This window comes from Wylensekiella montiformis, from assembly GCF_009697385.1.
GTDB classification, from domain to species: domain Bacteria; phylum Bacillota; class Negativicutes; order Selenomonadales; family Selenomonadaceae; genus Selenomonas_A; species Selenomonas_A montiformis.
In genome coordinates this window covers 243,026-259,085 of the sequence record NZ_VUNL01000003.1, presented here as the reverse complement: position 1 = coordinate 259,085, position 16,060 = coordinate 243,026, and the positions used below count along the sequence as shown (strand labels likewise).

At 50.4% G+C, this 16,060-nt stretch carries 16 protein-coding genes; 14 read left to right on the top strand and 2 right to left on the bottom strand.

Annotated features, from left to right (window positions below; translation table 11 throughout):
• Positions 1–264: 264 nt before the first annotated feature.
• The 11 genes from FYJ78_RS04270 to FYJ78_RS04220 all read left to right on the top strand — a co-directional run bounded on the left by FYJ78_RS04270 (position 265) and on the right by FYJ78_RS04220 (position 10,822).
• On the top strand, positions 265–720 hold the full coding sequence (locus FYJ78_RS04270) for a ribosome maturation factor RimP (protein ID WP_154620169.1): 456 nt from the start codon (positions 265–267) through the stop codon (positions 718–720).
• A gap of 35 nt (positions 721–755) precedes the next feature.
• A complete protein-coding gene (nusA, locus tag FYJ78_RS04265; RefSeq protein WP_154620168.1) occupies positions 756–1,898 on the top strand; it encodes a transcription termination factor NusA in 1,143 nt (380 codons plus the stop codon).
• A 2-nt stretch (positions 1,899–1,900) separates the two neighbouring features.
• A complete protein-coding gene (rnpM, locus tag FYJ78_RS04260) occupies positions 1,901–2,182 on the top strand; it encodes an RNase P modulator RnpM (RefSeq protein WP_154620167.1) in 282 nt (93 codons plus the stop codon).
• A 3-nt stretch (positions 2,183–2,185) separates the two neighbouring features.
• On the top strand, positions 2,186–2,506 hold the full coding sequence (locus tag FYJ78_RS04255) for a L7Ae/L30e/S12e/Gadd45 family ribosomal protein (protein WP_154620166.1): 321 nt from the start codon (positions 2,186–2,188) through the stop codon (positions 2,504–2,506).
• A 19-nt stretch (positions 2,507–2,525) separates the two neighbouring features.
• On the top strand, positions 2,526–4,943 hold the full coding sequence (infB, locus tag FYJ78_RS04250) for a translation initiation factor IF-2 (RefSeq protein ID WP_154620165.1): 2,418 nt from the start codon (positions 2,526–2,528) through the stop codon (positions 4,941–4,943).
• Between the two features lie 37 nt (positions 4,944–4,980).
• Positions 4,981–5,361, top strand: a complete 381-nt coding sequence (gene rbfA / locus FYJ78_RS04245; RefSeq protein ID WP_154620164.1) for a 30S ribosome-binding factor RbfA — start codon at positions 4,981–4,983, stop codon at positions 5,359–5,361.
• A gap of 6 nt (positions 5,362–5,367) precedes the next feature.
• Positions 5,368–6,348 (top strand): DHH family phosphoesterase, encoded by a 981-nt coding sequence (locus tag FYJ78_RS04240; RefSeq protein WP_154620163.1) that lies wholly within the window; start codon positions 5,368–5,370, stop codon positions 6,346–6,348.
• Between the two features lies 1 nt (position 6,349).
• Positions 6,350–7,228 (top strand): tRNA pseudouridine(55) synthase TruB, encoded by an 879-nt coding sequence (truB, locus tag FYJ78_RS04235; RefSeq protein WP_154620184.1) that lies wholly within the window; start codon positions 6,350–6,352, stop codon positions 7,226–7,228.
• Between the two features lie 14 nt (positions 7,229–7,242).
• Complete coding sequence (ribF, locus tag FYJ78_RS04230; RefSeq protein ID WP_154620162.1) at positions 7,243–8,181, top strand: riboflavin biosynthesis protein RibF; 939 nt, start codon at positions 7,243–7,245, stop codon at positions 8,179–8,181.
• Between the two features lie 142 nt (positions 8,182–8,323).
• Positions 8,324–8,599, top strand: a complete 276-nt coding sequence (gene rpsO, locus FYJ78_RS04225; RefSeq protein ID WP_154620161.1) for a 30S ribosomal protein S15 — start codon at positions 8,324–8,326, stop codon at positions 8,597–8,599.
• Between the two features lie 153 nt (positions 8,600–8,752).
• Positions 8,753–10,822, top strand: coding sequence for a polyribonucleotide nucleotidyltransferase (locus FYJ78_RS04220; RefSeq protein WP_154620160.1), 2,070 nt, complete (start codon positions 8,753–8,755; stop codon positions 10,820–10,822).
• Positions 10,823–10,875: 53 nt separating this feature from the next.
• Here FYJ78_RS04220 and FYJ78_RS04215 read toward each other — a convergent pair whose 3' ends face one another.
• Positions 10,876–11,862 (bottom strand): site-specific integrase, encoded by a 987-nt coding sequence (locus FYJ78_RS04215; RefSeq protein ID WP_154620159.1) that lies wholly within the window; start codon positions 11,860–11,862, stop codon positions 10,876–10,878.
• 123 nt (positions 11,863–11,985) lie between these two features.
• Between FYJ78_RS04215 and FYJ78_RS04210 the strand changes: the two genes are divergently transcribed.
• The 3 genes from FYJ78_RS04210 to FYJ78_RS04200 are packed head-to-tail and all read left to right on the top strand — an operon-like array spanning position 11,986 to position 15,109.
• Positions 11,986–13,377 (top strand): GDSL-type esterase/lipase family protein, encoded by a 1,392-nt coding sequence (locus FYJ78_RS04210; protein WP_408014416.1) that lies wholly within the window; start codon positions 11,986–11,988, stop codon positions 13,375–13,377.
• Positions 13,355–14,827 (top strand): YhdP family protein, encoded by a 1,473-nt coding sequence (locus FYJ78_RS04205; RefSeq protein WP_154620158.1) that lies wholly within the window; start codon positions 13,355–13,357, stop codon positions 14,825–14,827. The genes FYJ78_RS04210 and FYJ78_RS04205 overlap by 23 nt, the downstream gene beginning before the upstream one ends.
• A gap of 39 nt (positions 14,828–14,866) precedes the next feature.
• Positions 14,867–15,109, top strand: coding sequence for a YjfB family protein (locus FYJ78_RS04200; RefSeq protein WP_235899819.1), 243 nt, complete (start codon positions 14,867–14,869; stop codon positions 15,107–15,109).
• Between the two features lie 44 nt (positions 15,110–15,153).
• Here the strand turns inward: FYJ78_RS04200 and FYJ78_RS04195 are convergent, their stop codons facing one another.
• Positions 15,154–16,026 (bottom strand): Cof-type HAD-IIB family hydrolase, encoded by an 873-nt coding sequence (locus tag FYJ78_RS04195; protein WP_195847855.1) that lies wholly within the window; start codon positions 16,024–16,026, stop codon positions 15,154–15,156.
• Positions 16,027–16,060 lie beyond the last annotated feature (34 nt).

The window sequence follows — 16,060 nt, the reverse complement described above, 5'->3', positions numbered from 1 at the left end:
TTCTGATGTGGTATGATAGACATGGCGATCGGGTCTCCTTTTGTAGAAGTTTGTTGCAACCAATATTCTACGGGATTCGGTCGCTTTTGTATATCCCTCCAGTCTCACATCTATTGTAAACCTACAAAAGAAAAATTGCTTTACACGGATATTGCTTCATGATATACTAATAAAGTAATTTAAGGTATCTTATGGTAAAGAGTGGGTGTGAGCCCACTCTTTACTCTTATGTATGAAAACAAATGCTACAGAGGAGGTGGAGATATGGCAGCGAAGGATATTGAACAGGCTGTAGAAGCATTAGTCAGCGATCTGCTGTCCGGGCAGGATGCGGTGGAGCTGGTTGATGTAGAATATACCAAAGAGCACGACGACTGGTATCTGCGCGTCTATATCGATAAAGATGGCGGCATTGATATTGAAGATTGTCAGAAGCTCAGTGAGCGTCTGGAAGAGAAACTGGACGAGGGGGATAGCGTGCCGGGAAGCTATATTCTGGAAGTCTCTTCGCCGGGAATCGACCGTGTTTTGCGCAAGCCGCGCGACCTGATTCGCGAACAGGGAAAGGCGGTAGATGTTTCCCTTTATGCGCCATGGGACGGAAAGAAGCTTCTTTCTGGAGTCCTGACCGGTTTTGATGGTCAGACGATTACTTTGGACGAGAACATCAACATATCTATGGATAAAGTGGCGCAGATTCGTCTTCATATTGATTTTTGAGGCATCGGCCTGTAAATAATGGGAGGATAAGAATTTTGGCAAGAAAGACTGCGAAAGTGAAGACAAAGGATAATGGACAAGAATTTCTCGATACACTGAGAGAGCTCGGCCGGGAAAAAGGGATTGATGAAGAGGTTCTTTTCGAGGCCATCGAGGCTGCACTGATCTCGGCTTACAAGCGCAATTTTGGCTCTGCCCAGAATGTCCGTGTAACCCTTTCCCGTGAGACGGGGCATTATCATGTCTATGCGATCAAAACCGTAGTGGAAGAGCCGGAGGATGAGATTACAGAGATTTCTTTGGCACAGGCCCGCACAATTAAACCAGATTACGAAGTGGGCGATGTTTTGGAGATTGAAGTAACCCCGGCAAATTTTGGCCGTATTGCTGCGCAGACCGCAAAACAGGTCGTAGTTCAGCGCATTCGCGAGGCGGAACGCGGAATCATTTATGAGGAATTCCAAAGCCGCGAGAGCGATATTCTGACGGGGCTGGTTCAGCGTGTAGAAAATCGAAATGTCTTTATCGATCTCGGCAAGACGGAGGCGGTTCTTACCCCCGCAGAACAGATCCCAACGGAAACCTACAATTACGGCGATCGCATCAAAGCTTATGTCGTTGAGGTGAAAAAGACAAACAAGGGGCCGCAGATCGTTGTATCCAGAACTCATCCGGGATTGCTGAAGCGTTTATTTGAGCTGGAAGTGCCGGAGATACAGGAAGGCATTGTTGAGATCAAATCGGTAGCCCGTGAGCCGGGAAACCGATCCAAGATTGCGGTCTGGTCGCGAGATGAGGCCGTAGACCCGGTCGGCTCCTGTGTGGGGCAGCGTGGGATGCGCGTTCAGGCGATTGTCGATGAGCTTGGCAGTGAGAAGATCGATATCGTAAAATGGAGTGAGGATCCGGCGAAATTTATTGCCAATGCGCTCAGTCCGGCCAAGGTGGTTTCTGTGGCGGTGAATGAAGAGGAAAAAGTTTCCCGTGTCGTCGTTCCTGATTATCAGCTTTCTTTGGCGATCGGCAAGGAAGGGCAGAATGCCCGCCTCGCAGCGAAGCTGACGGGCTGGAAGATTGATATCAAGAGTGAAACGCAGGCGAAAGCGGAACAGCTGGATGACAACATGAACGAGGTAGAGGTCGAAAGCGACGAATCGTTCACAGCAGAGGGTGAATAAGCTTGAAAACAAGGAAAATTCCGCAGCGGATGTGTCTGGGCTGCCAAAAAAGTCGTCCAAAACGAGAATTGATCCGCATCGTACGCAGTCCGGAAGGCGTTTTTTCCATAGATACTACAGGGAAAAAAGCAGGCCGCGGGGCATACATATGCCCTAATCGGGACTGCTTTGAAGCGGCCCGTAAAAGCCATGGGCTGGAGCGTTCGTTTAAACAGACGGTAGCTTCGTCTGTTTATGAGCGGCTGGCACAGGAACTGGACTCACTGCATGGTGAAGAGGACTGAATCATGGCGTTTACCAGAGAACAGCGCATTATGAACCTGCTGAGCATGGCTCAGCGGGCGGGACGGATTGTATCGGGATCTTTTGCCGTAGAACAGTCTGTAAAAACAAAAAAGGCAGTATTCTTGCTGATCGCAGCGGATGCTGCGGATGAATCGAAGAAGAACTATAAAAAATTAGCTGAATATTATCGGATTCCTTATGCAGAAGGGCTGGACCGGGAAAAGCTCGGCAGGTGCCTTGGCAAAGAATACCGTGCGGCAGCAGTGCTGACCGATGCGGGATTTGCCGGAAAGCTGCGCCAGCTGATGGAGGAATCGATATGAGATAACCGGGGGTGGATCAATGTCCAAATACAGGGTTTTTGAAATCGCGAAAGAATTTCATACGGAAAGCAAGGTTGTACTGGATATTTTGAAGAAAGGAAGCTACAAAGTTGCCAACCATTTGAGCAGTGTCGGTGATGAAGAGCGAAATTTCGTCAAATCGCATTTTGAAAAGAAAACGGCTTCGGCAAATACGCCAAAACCGTCCAAACCGGCAGCGGTTCAGAGACCGCAGCATGAAAAAAAGGAAGATCGTCAGCCGCATCATAATGCGGGGCGTGATGCAAGCCCTGCTTCCAGTAACAACGTTCGTCATAATGGGCATAGTAATACGGCCGCAGCTGCACGGACAGAAAACGGACGGGGAAAGGCAGAGCGGACCGCCGGCAGCGCCAATAATCCGGCGCATAAGGGCAATACCGGTCACGCAGGACATAATGACCGCAACAATGGCCGAAGCGGTCGCGGAGAGCGGAATAATGGGGATCGGAACGGACGCCGGAATGAGCGCGGAAACCGCAATGATCGAAACGGGCGCAATAATCGTAATGACCGGAGGGGCGGCCGCAACAACAAGCGTGGTCAGCAGCAGGCGCCGAAAGTAGAAATTGCACGTCCTAAGCATATCAAACTGCCGGAAAGCATTGCCGTAAAGGATCTGGCCTCCAAAATGAGCTATACCGCTGCGGAAGTGGTCAAAAAGCTCTTCATGATGGGGGTTATGGCTACTATTAATCAGGAGATAGATTTTGATACGGCTGCGCTCGTAGCTTCGGAGTTCGGTGTTACCTGTGAGGAGCTTCCGCCGGATGTGGATCCTACGGAAATTCCGGAAGTGGAGGACGATCCGAAGTCGCTTAAGCTGCGTCCGCCTGTCGTGACCGTCATGGGGCATGTCGACCACGGCAAGACCTCTTTGCTGGACTGCATCCGCAATACGCATGTATCGGCGCATGAAGCAGGCGGCATTACACAGCATATTGGTGCTTATCAGGTCAATTGCAAAGGCAAAAAAATTGTATTCCTTGACACACCGGGCCATGAAGCGTTTACGGCAATGCGTGCACGCGGTGCCCAGATTACGGATATTGCGATTCTTGTCGTGGCTGCCGATGACGGCGTTATGCCCCAGACGGTTGAGGCGATCAATCATGCCAAATCGGCCGAGGTTCCCATTATTGTAGCCATCAATAAGATCGATAAGCCCGGAGCAAATCCGGATCACGTCAAGCAGGAACTCATGGAGCATGGATTGGTTCCGGAAGAATACGGCGGTGACACCATCATGGTTCCCGTGTCTGCCAAGAAGCAGCTGGGTATCGATGATCTGCTGGAAAATGTTCTGCTGGTTGCCGAAGTGGAAGAGCTGAAGGCCAATCCGAATCGCGATGCCCGCGGCGTTATTGTCGAGGCAAAACTCGATAAAGGGCGCGGCCCGGTCGCCACGGTACTGGTTCAGAATGGTACGTTGCGGATTGGCGACTCCGTGGTCTGCGGTACGACCTACGGAAAAGTCCGTGCCATGGTGGATGACCGCGGCAATAACGTCAAAAAAGCCGGACCATCCGTGCCGGTTGAAATTCTCGGCCTTAACGATGTTCCTGAAGCCGGCGATGTGCTGGCGGTCCTGGAGGAAAAACAGGCTCGTTCCATTGCCGAAGCCAGAATTGAACGTCAGCGTACAAAGCTCATCAAGAGCAAAAAAGTTTCTCTGGATGATCTGTTCCAGCAGATTCAGGAAGGTGAAATCAAGGACCTGAATATCGTGGTCAAAGCGGATGTTCAGGGATCGGTTGAAGCACTTTGCGGTTCGCTGCTGAAATTGAATAAGAACGATGAGGTTCGCGTGAGCATTGTCCATTCCGGAGTAGGCGCAGTCAATGAATCGGATGTGATGCTTGCTTCCGCTTCCAATGCGATCATCATTGCCTTTAATGTCCGTCCGGATGCTAATGCCCGTCGTCTGGCAGACACCGAGGATGTGGATATTCGTACGTATCGTGTCATTTACGACGCGCTCAACGATGTCAAGGATGCCATGAGCGGTATGCTCAAGCCAAAGTACAAGGAAGTAGTACAGGGCCGTGTAGAAATTCGTCAGGTTATGAAATTCTCCAAGGCGCTGGTAGCCGGTTCGTATGTACTGGAAGGAAAGATCTGCAACAACTCCAAGATTCGCATTATCCGCGACAACATTGAAGTGTTTGACGGCGAAATCGATTCGCTGCGCCGCTTTAAGGATGAAGTCAAGGAAGTGAATGCCGGGTATGAATGCGGTATCTCCATCATTGATTATCGTGACTTTAAAGAGGGCGATATCATCGAAGCGTATACGATGGAGGAGATTGCTACGGACATCACGGAGGCCAATAAGGCTGCCGCCCAACGGCGTCAGGCTGAAGCTGCGGCTAAGGCAGCTTCGGAAAAGGATGACTGATGCGGAGTCCATTTATTGAGGAAAGGAGGCCGTGCCGATGAGTCAGCTGCGGGTAGAGAAGGTCCAGGAACTTATGAAACAGGAGATCAGTCAGATCATCCTGCAGGAACTGAAGGATCCAAGGATCGGCTTTGTGACAGTTACTTCTGTAGAATGTACAGGAGATCTGCGCGAAGCGAAAATTTATGTCAGCCTTATGGGAAATGAACAGCAGATTCAGGATTGCTGGGCAGGATTAAACAGCAGTCTTGGCTTTATCCGGAGGGAAATCGGCAGACGAATCCGTCTGCGTTTTACACCGGAATTGACCTTTGAGCTGGATAAGTCGCTGGATTACAGCGCGCATATTCAGGAGCTGTTGCTGAAGATAAAAGCGGATGAAGCGGCAGGTCATGCCCTTCGCAAAGATGAGGAGTAACAAAGAATGAATGTTTCATTGGGGGAAGCTGCGGAGCTGATGAGCGATGCCAGAACCATCGTTATCACAGCTCATGTTCATCCTGATGGCGATGCCATCGGTTCCTCTCTCGGGCTGATGCATTTTTTGCGAAGTCAGGGCAAAGAGGTACAGGTTCTCATCGATGATGATATCCCGGCAATATTTGATATATTGCCGGGATATGAGCTTATAGAGAAACCGGATCCGGAACGGTGGCAGTCTGCTGATCTGCTGATCGCGCTTGATGTCAGCCTGGATCGGATTGGTCGGGTCAGGGAGATGGTTCAGGCACCGGTCCTGAATATCGATCATCATATTACGAACGATGGCGCTCTGGCTGATAAGCTTTATCTGGATGGAAATTGTGCAGCAACAGCAGAGATTATTTATCAGTTGATCCGGCAGAAAAAGAAACCGTTCAGTCAGAAGACTGCGATGTGCCTTTATACCGGATTAGCGACAGATACCGGCTGGTTCCGTTTTTCCAATACGACGTCTTCGGTGATGCAGGCTGCTGCGGAGCTTTTACAATGCGGGGTCAGGCCGCATGTGATTTCCGAGGCATTGGAACGCAAACCCTTTGCACAGTTAAAGGGGCTCGCCGCAGCAATGGGGCGGATCGAATTATTTCATGAGGGCCGGGCGGCTGGCGCTTTCCTGACGGCGGCCGATTTGCAGAGCATGGAATCGCCGGACGGACTCATTGATATGATCCGTGTTATTGATGGAACCGAGCTGGCTGTGGTCATGAAGGAAAAGGAGCCGGATGTTTGTCGGGTCAGTATGCGCTCAAAAGGGCTTGATGTAACGAAGATTGCTATCCGGTTCGGCGGCGGAGGACATGTCCGTGCTGCCGGCTGTACCATCAGTCAGCCTTTTGAGACCGCAAAAAAAGCCCTGATCGAAGCAATTGATGCGGCTTTGGAAGAGCAGGAAGGGAAGGAGCGGAGCGCTTTTGCCAAATGAGATGCCGCCAGGAGGCGGTTTTCTGAATTTGCTCAAGCCGCCCGGCATGACATCGCACGATGTGATCAGTCTGGCGCGACGGATTCTGCGAGAGAAAAAAATCGGACATGCCGGTACATTGGATCCGGCTGCAGCTGGTGTACTGCCTGTTGCAGTGGGACAGGCAACTCGTCTGATTGAATATCTGGAACAGGCAGATAAATCCTATCGCGTTGAGATGAAATTCGGATTTTCCACAGACAGCGGAGACGATACCGGCCGGATTCTTTCGTCTGTTTCGTCCTTTACTATGCCGTCCAAAGAAGAAATCCGTAATGTATTGAACCGTTTTACCGGAAGCATCCGCCAGACGCCTCCGGCTTATTCGGCGATAAAAATTCAGGGAAAACGCGCCTGTGACCTGATCCGGCAGGGACGTGAAGTGAAGCTCCCATCGAGAACGGTAAACATTTATCGATTGGCTTTACTGTCCTGGACTCCGGAACGGATCCTGCTGGACGTCGATTGTTCGAAGGGAACCTATATCCGAAGCCTTTGTCAGGATATCGGACAGGCGCTTGATTTGCCGGCGGTGATGACGTTTCTGGTACGTCGCCGCGTAGGAGATTTTCGTTTGGAAGACGCTCTGAGTCTGGAAGAACTGGCACAGCAAAAAGGGAAGGCTCTGCTCGCTCCTGCATCATTGCTGAGTCATTTGGCGCGGTATGACCTCGCGCCTTCCCGGGAGCGGGCGTTCTGTAACGGACTGCGCACACATGACGCGCTGTATGTTCCGGTTACAGATCTGCTGCGTGTATATGCTGCAGACCGTTTTATCGGAATTGGCCGGTATGACCGCAGCAGCAGGGAAATCGTACCGGTAAAAGTCATTCAGAGATAAAGGAGCAGTAGTTCATGCAAGTTTTTTCCAAGCTGACCGATCTGACCCGTGTGTATCCGGGCGCAGTGGTCGCTTTGGGCATGTTTGATGGCGTTCATATCGGCCATCAGAGCATTATCCGTCGGGCGGTGCAGCTGGCTGAACAGATTCATGGGTATGCTTTGGTATTCACGTTTAGCAATCATCCGCTTTCCGTTGTTGCGCCGGACGCATTGCCGCAGCAGATTGGAAATTCTGTTTTGCGGCAGCAGCGCCTGCAGGAAGAGGGCGTGGATGCACTGATTTCCGTTCCCTTTACGCAGGAGTTTGCAGCAATTCGTCCGGAACGTTTTCTTCAAATGCTGCAGCAGTATCTGGCACCGCGTTATGTGGTCACTGGTCCGAATTATACATTCGGAGCCGGAGGAAAGGGAACACAGCGCCAGCTCCTGCGTGAAGGCGGGCGGTACGGGTTTCGAGTGGAGATCTGTCCGGCTGTGCTGCGCTCCGGACGGCCGGTCAGCAGCACACGGATCCGCAGACTCTTATCTGCGGGAAAATTGTCCGAGGCCAATGATTTTCTCGGCTATCCGTTTACTGTCATGGACCGTGTGATTCATGGTGATCGGCGCGGCAGGACGCTGGGCTTTCCAACAGCAAATTTGGCGATACCGGATGATCGGGTTATGCTGCCAAATGGCGTATATGCGGCGGAAGCAGTTTATGAGGGAATGTGCTATGGTGCGCTGGCCAATATTGGCAGTAATCCGACCTTCCCTGGCTGCAGCCGCCGGTTGGAAGTAAATATTCAGGGATTTTCAAAAGATATTTATGACCGGATGCTTGAGGTGCGGTTTCTGGGAAAACTCCGCGATGAAAAGCGGTTTGCCGGTGCGGAGCAACTGATCCGTCAAATGCGACGGGATCGCAAGGCCGCGGAACTTTGGTGGGAAAAATTCGGCAGTTCATATTAACCATTTACAAGAAGCGGTACTCTATGATATACTAGCAACGGTGTTTATCACACGGTTATGCCGCAGCTCAGAATATGAAGTACTCCGACGTATCCTTAGCTGACAGGCAAAAAGTTTTATTTTATTAGGAGGAGTTTTATTCATGCTTACACAGGAAGCAAAACAGGAGATCATGAAAAAGTATGCAGTCCATGAGGGCGATACGGGTTCGCCGGAGGTGCAGATTGCTGTTCTGACGGCTCGTATTGGGTATCTCACGGAGCATCTGAAGGAGCACAAAAAGGATCATCATTCCCGTCGCGGCTTGCTCAAGATGGTTGGTCATCGCCGCCGGCTCCTTAGTTATCTCTACAAAAAGGATATCGAGCGGTATCGTTCTATTATCTCCAAGCTCGGCATCCGCGCCACGATTGGCTGATTTCAGTCGATTCCTGAAAAAAGCGGGGTTACTCCCGCTTTTTTTATATGGATTCCGGAATGAAAGATTATAAGAAGAAAAGGATTATTCGGCTTTATGTCGAAAGGACAACATACATAGAATTGAATCTGATTGAAACAGGAGGAAAACTACATGCAGAGTTTCGAAATGGAGCTGGGCGGCCGCCCGCTTATCATTGAACATGGTAAGATGGCCAAACAGGCAAACGGCGCAGTGCTGGTGCGGTATGGGGATACCGTTGTGCTGGTTACGGCTACGGCTTCCGCCGAGCCGCGCGAGGGCGTTGATTTTTTTCCACTGACTGTAGATTATGAAGAAAAGATGTATGCCGCCGGAAAGATACCGGGTGGTTTTATTAAACGGGAAGGCCGTCCCTCCAGTGATGCGATTCTCTGTGCCCGTCTTATCGATCGTCCTATTCGTCCTTTGTTTCCGAAGGGCTTTCGCAATGATGTGCAGATTGTAGCTACGGTACTTTCAGTGGAGCAGGATAATGCGCCTGAGCTGGCAGCTATGATCGGCGCATCCGCAGCGCTTACCGTGTCGGATATCCCGTTTATGGGACCGATTGCCGGTGTGCGTGTCGGACGTATTAATGATCAGTTTGTGATCAATCCGACAGAAGCCCAGCGGGCAGAATCCACGCTGAATCTGACCGTAGCCGGTTCGAAAGACGCCGTGATGATGGTCGAGGCTGGAGCCCATGAGCTGCCGGAAGATGTTGTCCTCGATGCGATTTTATTCGGTCATAAGGAAATTCAGCGCCTGGTTTCTTTTCAGGAAGAGATTCAGCAAGCTTGCGGGAAGGAAAAACGGGAAGCGAAATTATTCGTCGTCCCTGAGAATTTGGAAAAGGACATTCGCGCATATGCTGCAGAGCGGCTGGATCAGGCAACCCGCAATCCGGATAAGCTGGATCGGGATGCACATATTGCCGATATTAATGCCGATGTCATGGAACATTTTTTGGCGGATTACCCGGAGATGGAAAAAGAAATTGCTATGGCCCTGCATGATCTGGAGAAAGAGATTGTCCGCCGCATGATCACGCATGAAAAGATCCGGCCGGATGGGCGCGAGGTAGAAGAGGTTCGGCATGTCAGCTGTGAAGTGGGCTTGCTTCCCCGCACGCATGGGTCCGGGCTCTTTACGCGCGGCCAGACGCAAATTCTGACCGTTACGACACTTGGTCCTCTTGGCGACGAACAAATTATCGACGGCCTTGGACCGGAAACGACGAAACATTATATTCATCATTATAATTTCCCCGGCTATTCCGTTGGCGAGGCCAAGCCGATACGCAGCCCCGGACGCCGCGAAATCGGCCATGGCGCTTTGGCCGAACGCGCTCTGTTGCCGGTGATCCCCTCGATCGAGGAATTCCCCTATACCATTCGTCTGGTCTCAGAAGTCCTGGAATCCAACGGATCCAGTTCGATGGGATCGGTATGCGGCAGTACGCTTTCTCTCATGAATGCCGGCGTACCGATTAAGCGTCCTGTTTCCGGGGTAGCGATGGGATTGGTCAAGGATGGAGATCAATATACGATTTTGACCGACATTCAGGGAATGGAAGATGCATTGGGCGACATGGATTTCAAGGTAGCCGGAACCAGTAAAGGCATTACGGCCATTCAGATGGATATCAAAGTGGCGGGGATCGACCGGGATATTCTGTCCTCGGCGCTGCAGCAGGCGAAGCGCGGTCGGGCCTTTATTTTGGATAAGATGCTGGCCTGCATCGATCGTCCTGCAGCGGAGTTGTCGCCATATGCGCCGCGTGTTGAGACGATCAAAATCAAGACGGATAAGATTCGCGATGTCATTGGCACAGGCGGCAAGGTGGTCAAGAAAATTATCGATGAAACCGGTGTGCAGATTGATATCCATGAGGATGGAAACGTCTTTATCTCTTCCGTTGACGCAGAGGGCATGAAAAAGGCACGGAAGATGATCGAGGATATCGTCCGCGAGGTAGAGGTCGGTGAGGTGTATACTGGCAAGGTAACACGCCTGATGAAGTTCGGCGCTTTTGTGGAAGTTTTGCCGGGCAAGGAAGGACTGTGCCATATTTCCCAGCTGGCTGCTCATCGTGTGGAAAAAGTTGAAGATGTGGTTCAGATTGGCGATCAGTTGCAGGTCAAGGTCGTGGAAATTGACGACAAGGGCCGTATTAATCTTAGCCATAAGGCATGCCTGTAATCTATAGGATCGCATAAAAAAAGCCGGAACACCATGGCGGGTTCCGGCTTTTTTTATGGATGAAACATGCGGTTCAGCGGATTTTCCTTGAAAAGATTTCCCTGTTCAATATAACGGTGAACCATTTTTTCGGATTTGTGACGGGTCTGACGCATGATGGAAAGCGCATCGACATCGTGCTGCGCAGCGCTGGTCGCAAAGCCGCGGCGGAGACTGTGTCCGGCGAACTGCCTGGCATCCAGCCCGGCCATTCGCACATATTTCTTGACGATAAGGGCAACGGATTTATCTGAGAGATGCATCGGCCGAAGCTGATGCGATCGTGTAAACGGCCGGAAGATCGGCCCGCTTTTGATGCCGGAAGCGGTCAGCCAGGATTGAAGCGCACGGACTGCGCAGATCTGCGGATCCGGTGCATAAGGAATCGCAATGGTTGCACCGCGTCCCAGCTGATCGCCTTTGGATTGGGGAACAAAAATCATCAGGCCCTGCGGAGTAAAGGTCAGTTCCTCGTATTGGATACGCACGAGTTCGGAACGACGAAAGGCCCCGGCAAACCCGACAAAAAGCAAGGCTCTGTCGCGCAAAGCGGTCAGGTCATCTGTCTTGAAACAGTCTGCCAGTAAATAAAGTGTTTCGATGAGAATCGGCGCTTTTCCCTGTTGAAAGGTTCCCTTTTCTCTGCGGATGGCAGACATGGCCGTTCGGACCATTCCGTCTTTTGCCGGATTTTTGCTTCCGCTGTACCCTGCCGCAATATGATTTTCCGATATGGCAGTGACTCGCCGCGATACGGTATTGGCACGGGCATCATCAGCAAGATCGTTCATATAATTGACGATGGTTTCCGGCGTGGCTGGAAGCTCGCATTGATGATGATCCTGACACCAATCAGAGAAATCGTTCCAATCGGCGGCATAAGCTTTTATTGTATTTTCCGCTTTGGATTTTTCCAAACGGCGTTTTGCCTTTGCGGACAGGCGGCGATTGGCTTCGATATGCTGATTCTTTGCTAACAGGAAGCTCTTATTGGGTTTCATGTGTATTCCCTGCCTTTCTATGCGATAGCTTCATCCTTATTATATACAAAATTGCCGGGATGCGAAATGGAAGATTCTGAGATATAATAATACAATAGGTGTTTCGCCATCTTCAGGAAAGGAATGAAGTCATTGGATAACAGATATGGTGCGGTCAACAAGAGGATAGGAGCTGCTGTTCTGGTGATCGCAGTGGTATGCATGACTCTGTTTCTGCTGTCAAAGGAAGAGGGCGGTTCGGCGCTGGCGGAACCTGCTCCGCAGAATCTGACGGAATCCGGCTGGAGAAAACCGCTTTCCTATTCGCCTGTGCTGTCCTGGAGTAAAAATCCGGAGGCCGTGTATTATGAAATTGAGTTTTTGGATCATCGGCCTTTGCTGCTGTCCGATACACAGGAGGCAGAGGACGCGGTCTTTCGTTCGTCGGAAGTGTTCCAGAATCATTATAATCCGCCGCTCAAGCAGTTTGCTGCAGATTTTCTTGGCCGCGCCCCGCTTTACTGGCGGGTAAGAGCCATGGACTTCAATGGAACACCGCTTACCCCCTTCAGTGAACTCGCCGAACTCTGGACAAGTCCGGATCGGCCGGAAATGGATGCGCCAGTCCCGGTAACGCAGCTGGGCAGTGACGAACGTGGCGCCGTTCTCTTGTATCCGGTATATCATTGGATTCCCATGTCTGGAGCGGATCATTATGAACTGCAGCTTTTTGAAGGCAGTCCGGATAATGATGATAACCGTTTAATTGCTGTATGGGATTCGGTGCCAGCGGAAGTTTATGATTCATTCCCGCGTTACAGCGATCGTGATTTTTATTGGCGTGTCAGGGCGATGAATGCAGCTGGGACTGCGATCAGCAAATGGTCAAATCCTAAACGGTTCCGGACCGCACCGGAAGATCATTGGGAAATTGCTGTGCTCGGCGATAGTATCAGTCATGGCGGCGGGCATTATTCCTATGGACCGGAAGATTTGGAGTTCAGCTGGCTGCACTATTTGGATTTTCCGGCGATCAATCTGTCAGAGAGCGGAGATACCATTCAGATGACGCTGGACCGTTTTGATCGCGATGTTCTTCCTTTTCATCCCCGTTATCTTTTGATTATGAGCGGAAGCAACAGTCTTCGCGCCGGAGAAGATCCCGAAGTGGTGATTCAGAACCTGCAGGAAATCCAGCATCGCTGCCTGAGCAATGGGATTCGTCCTGTTCTGCTTACACTTCCGGCGATTAATCCGCAGGCGATCCAGCATGTATTTCAGGAGGAAACGGTGGAGGATTGGGCGCAGCGCTTTGCCGCAGTCAATGTTTACATTCGCACGCAGGTTCATATCGATACGGCCGCTGCGTTTTCCTGCCCGAATACCGTGTTGCCGGAAATTTACGCTTTGGATGGTCTTCATCCGGATGTACTGGGAAAACGCCTGATGGGCGGAAAGGTAAATGCTGCCTGGGGCAAGGTGAAGCAGGATGCGGACAAGGAGATGGAACGGTATGCTGCAGAAGCGCATCAGTGAGTTTTTGAGAAGCCATGTCCGATTATGGAAGGGATTGGGGGCAGCACTGCTCATTCTGACTGTCGGCATCATACTCATCCTTGAATTTTTGAGCCGCGGTGCAGCGATGATTTTCAATCAGGCGATGGAAGAGCAGGATATGCTGCGCGGCACGATTACCGTAGAAAAATTACTGGCAGATATGACCGGGCAGGTCACCTTTGAACAGCTTGTATGGAAGGATCCGGAGGGAAATACATTGCTGTACGTTCCCTCCGGGTCCTTCCATGTTCGTCCGTGGGATATTCTGACAAAAAATTTTAAGGCAACGACGATTCAGGAAATGACATGGAATGGTGCGCAGCTTTCCGTTCACTTGTCCGAGGATATGCAGGTGGATTTTATTCGTCACTCCCGTGAATTTCGACAGATGGAAAAAGACAGTGACGATAAGGATTGGCGCAATACCGTCAGCCTGGAAGGAAAATCCGAAGCTGAACGCAAGGCGATCGGCGAATGGCGCCGGGCGCATCAGGCAAAGAAGATGGAACGAAAATGGCAGAACTTCCATCGTGACGGACGAAAAATCCGGTTAAAGCTTCATTTTAATAATTGTCGGATGGAGGTTTTTTATCGAAATCGCCATTATTTGATGGATCATGTAGATTTGCATGCAGATATCAATACGGATCGGGAGATGAAACTCAAAGTATCGACCGGCGGATTTGGCGGAACGATGATCGGCAATGGTGTCAGCATGGATGGAACCGTAAATTTTCGGAACCATGACGTTCCCCATTGTGATATGCAGATTCGTTTTATCGAAGTGGATCCTTCTTCCTTGGGGTTTGGCATGAATGTTCACGACAAAATGACCTTGGAAACACACCTCAAAGGACCTTTAACGGATTTGTCCGGCGATGGGACGGTTCAGATGCAGGAACTGCATATTCCCGGATTGGTGTTTTATCATGTAAACGGCAATGTACATTATGAAAATTCGATCCTGCGCTTTACTCATGTGGACGCAGAGGTTTATGGAGGTACGCTGTCAGCCAGCGGTGATTATGATTTGGATACGCGTTATTATCATCTTTATGGGCATGGTGAAAACCTGCACACGTCTCAGGCTTTGCCCGGCAGCCATCTTTCCTGCGAAGTCCGGCTGGATCTTTCTCTTGCGTCAAAGGGGTCAGCGCATGAAACGCAGGTGCAGGGAAGTTTTGTATCCGGCCCCGGACGATATCGTTTTATTCCGTTTCAACAGCTTCGCGGGCGTTTTGATGATTCGTATCATGATCTCGCATTTTACGATGTGTCCATTGAATTGGCTGGCTTTACCGTAAATACGGATGCATTCCGGATTAAAGAGGGAAAACTCACGATGGAGCCGCTTCGCTTTACCGACGCAAATGGCATGCCGATGGCCACAGTTCATCCGGAAAATGATTCGCTATGGAAGAAAAATTGACATAGCAGGCAGGAGCCAGACCGGTATTTCAACCGAAAAATGAGTTTGAAACCAGATCGCTTTCTGTGTTATGATGATAAGGAAAGAGGGGATGGGAAAATGGATATGCAGATTGCGGCAATGTCTGTCGGCATACATCAGGCACAGACCGCACAAAACTTGGATGTGGCTGTTCTCAAGATGGCTATGAATTCCTCTGCAGATTCTTCAACAGAGCTGCTGGACAGCTTAACGGAGAGTTTGGATCCGAATCTTGGTACCCGGATCGATATTCAGGCATAAAAAAGAGTACGCTATAGCGTACTCTTTTTTATGCCGCGAAAGTCTTACTGTTTTTTTAACATAGCATAGATCGCGTTGGCTACACCATGATGCAGATTGTCATCCGTGATCTTCGCGGCAGCTTGTTTCAGCTCCGGAATGGCGTTGCCCATTGCCGTGGCATGCGTGGGAAAGGCTTGAAACATAGAAAGGTCATTGGAGCCATCGCCGAGGACAAGAACTTCGTCTTCACGAATATTTAACCGTTTGGTCAGGTCCGTTAAGGCCTGACCTTTTGTTGCAGCTGCATCATTGATCTCAATATTGGTGCGGAAGCTGGACGAAATGGCGATATGGGAGACTTCCTGCTCCAGTTCGTTTTGCAGATTCTGCAGCAGCCGCGTATCCTGACTGAATGTAATGAATTTGGCAATACGGATGTTCTTGTTCCATAGCATGTTTAGATCATGCAAGTAGTTTAAGTGGCGATAATGCGGGTTGCGCAGCGACCACAGAACATTGCTCAACAGGTTTGCACCGGGACGGACTTCGCGCATTCGCTGCAACAGACCGCGATAGGTGTGCAAGCGGGAATCCGCACTGTAATGACCATGATCCGTATAGATTTCAATGTAAATAGAAGGATATTTCCGCATAATGGCATAAATGGATTTTGCCCGTTCGGGATCGATATAAGACGCGTGGAGAAGTTGCCGCTGAGGATCGTGCAGCTCTGCTCCATTCATGGTCAGATAATAAGGATCAAGTCCGTATCCTTCAATAAAATCGGCGACATCGCCGATGATGCGGCCGGTGGCGATAACAAGACGGATATTGGATTGGCGGGAGCTTTGAAGTGCCTGAAGATTTTCTTTCGAAATCCGATGATTTCCATTCAGCAGGGTACCATCCATATCGGTGGCAATGAGTTTTATCATAATCGTCCTCCTCATGGTCGATTGTTTTGCAGCC

Bases quoted from the DNA above. Each gene is read 5' to 3' on its own strand.
- rbfA (WP_154620164.1), top strand. From the start codon at position 4,981: ATGAGTCAGCTGCGGGTAGAGAAGGTCCAGGAACTTATGAAACAGGAG.
- FYJ78_RS04255 (WP_154620166.1), top strand. From the start codon at position 2,186: ATGGCGTTTACCAGAGAACAGCGCATTATGAACCTGCTGAGCATGGCT.
- FYJ78_RS04270 (WP_154620169.1), top strand. From the start codon at position 265: ATGGCAGCGAAGGATATTGAACAGGCTGTAGAAGCATTAGTCAGCGAT.
- FYJ78_RS04200 (WP_235899819.1), top strand. From the start codon at position 14,867: ATGAGTTTGAAACCAGATCGCTTTCTGTGTTATGATGATAAGGAAAGA.
- infB (WP_154620165.1), top strand. From the start codon at position 2,526: ATGTCCAAATACAGGGTTTTTGAAATCGCGAAAGAATTTCATACGGAA.
- FYJ78_RS04210 (WP_408014416.1), top strand. From the start codon at position 11,986: ATGAAGTCATTGGATAACAGATATGGTGCGGTCAACAAGAGGATAGGA.
- truB (WP_154620184.1), top strand. From the start codon at position 6,350: ATGCCGCCAGGAGGCGGTTTTCTGAATTTGCTCAAGCCGCCCGGCATG.
- FYJ78_RS04195 (WP_195847855.1), bottom strand. From the start codon at position 16,026: ATGATAAAACTCATTGCCACCGATATGGATGGTACCCTGCTGAATGGA.
- FYJ78_RS04220 (WP_154620160.1), top strand. From the start codon at position 8,753: ATGCAGAGTTTCGAAATGGAGCTGGGCGGCCGCCCGCTTATCATTGAA.
- ribF (WP_154620162.1), top strand. From the start codon at position 7,243: ATGCAAGTTTTTTCCAAGCTGACCGATCTGACCCGTGTGTATCCGGGC.
- rpsO (WP_154620161.1), top strand. From the start codon at position 8,324: ATGCTTACACAGGAAGCAAAACAGGAGATCATGAAAAAGTATGCAGTC.
- FYJ78_RS04215 (WP_154620159.1), bottom strand. From the start codon at position 11,862: ATGAAACCCAATAAGAGCTTCCTGTTAGCAAAGAATCAGCATATCGAA.
- FYJ78_RS04205 (WP_154620158.1), top strand. From the start codon at position 13,355: ATGCTGCAGAAGCGCATCAGTGAGTTTTTGAGAAGCCATGTCCGATTA.
- FYJ78_RS04240 (WP_154620163.1), top strand. From the start codon at position 5,368: ATGAATGTTTCATTGGGGGAAGCTGCGGAGCTGATGAGCGATGCCAGA.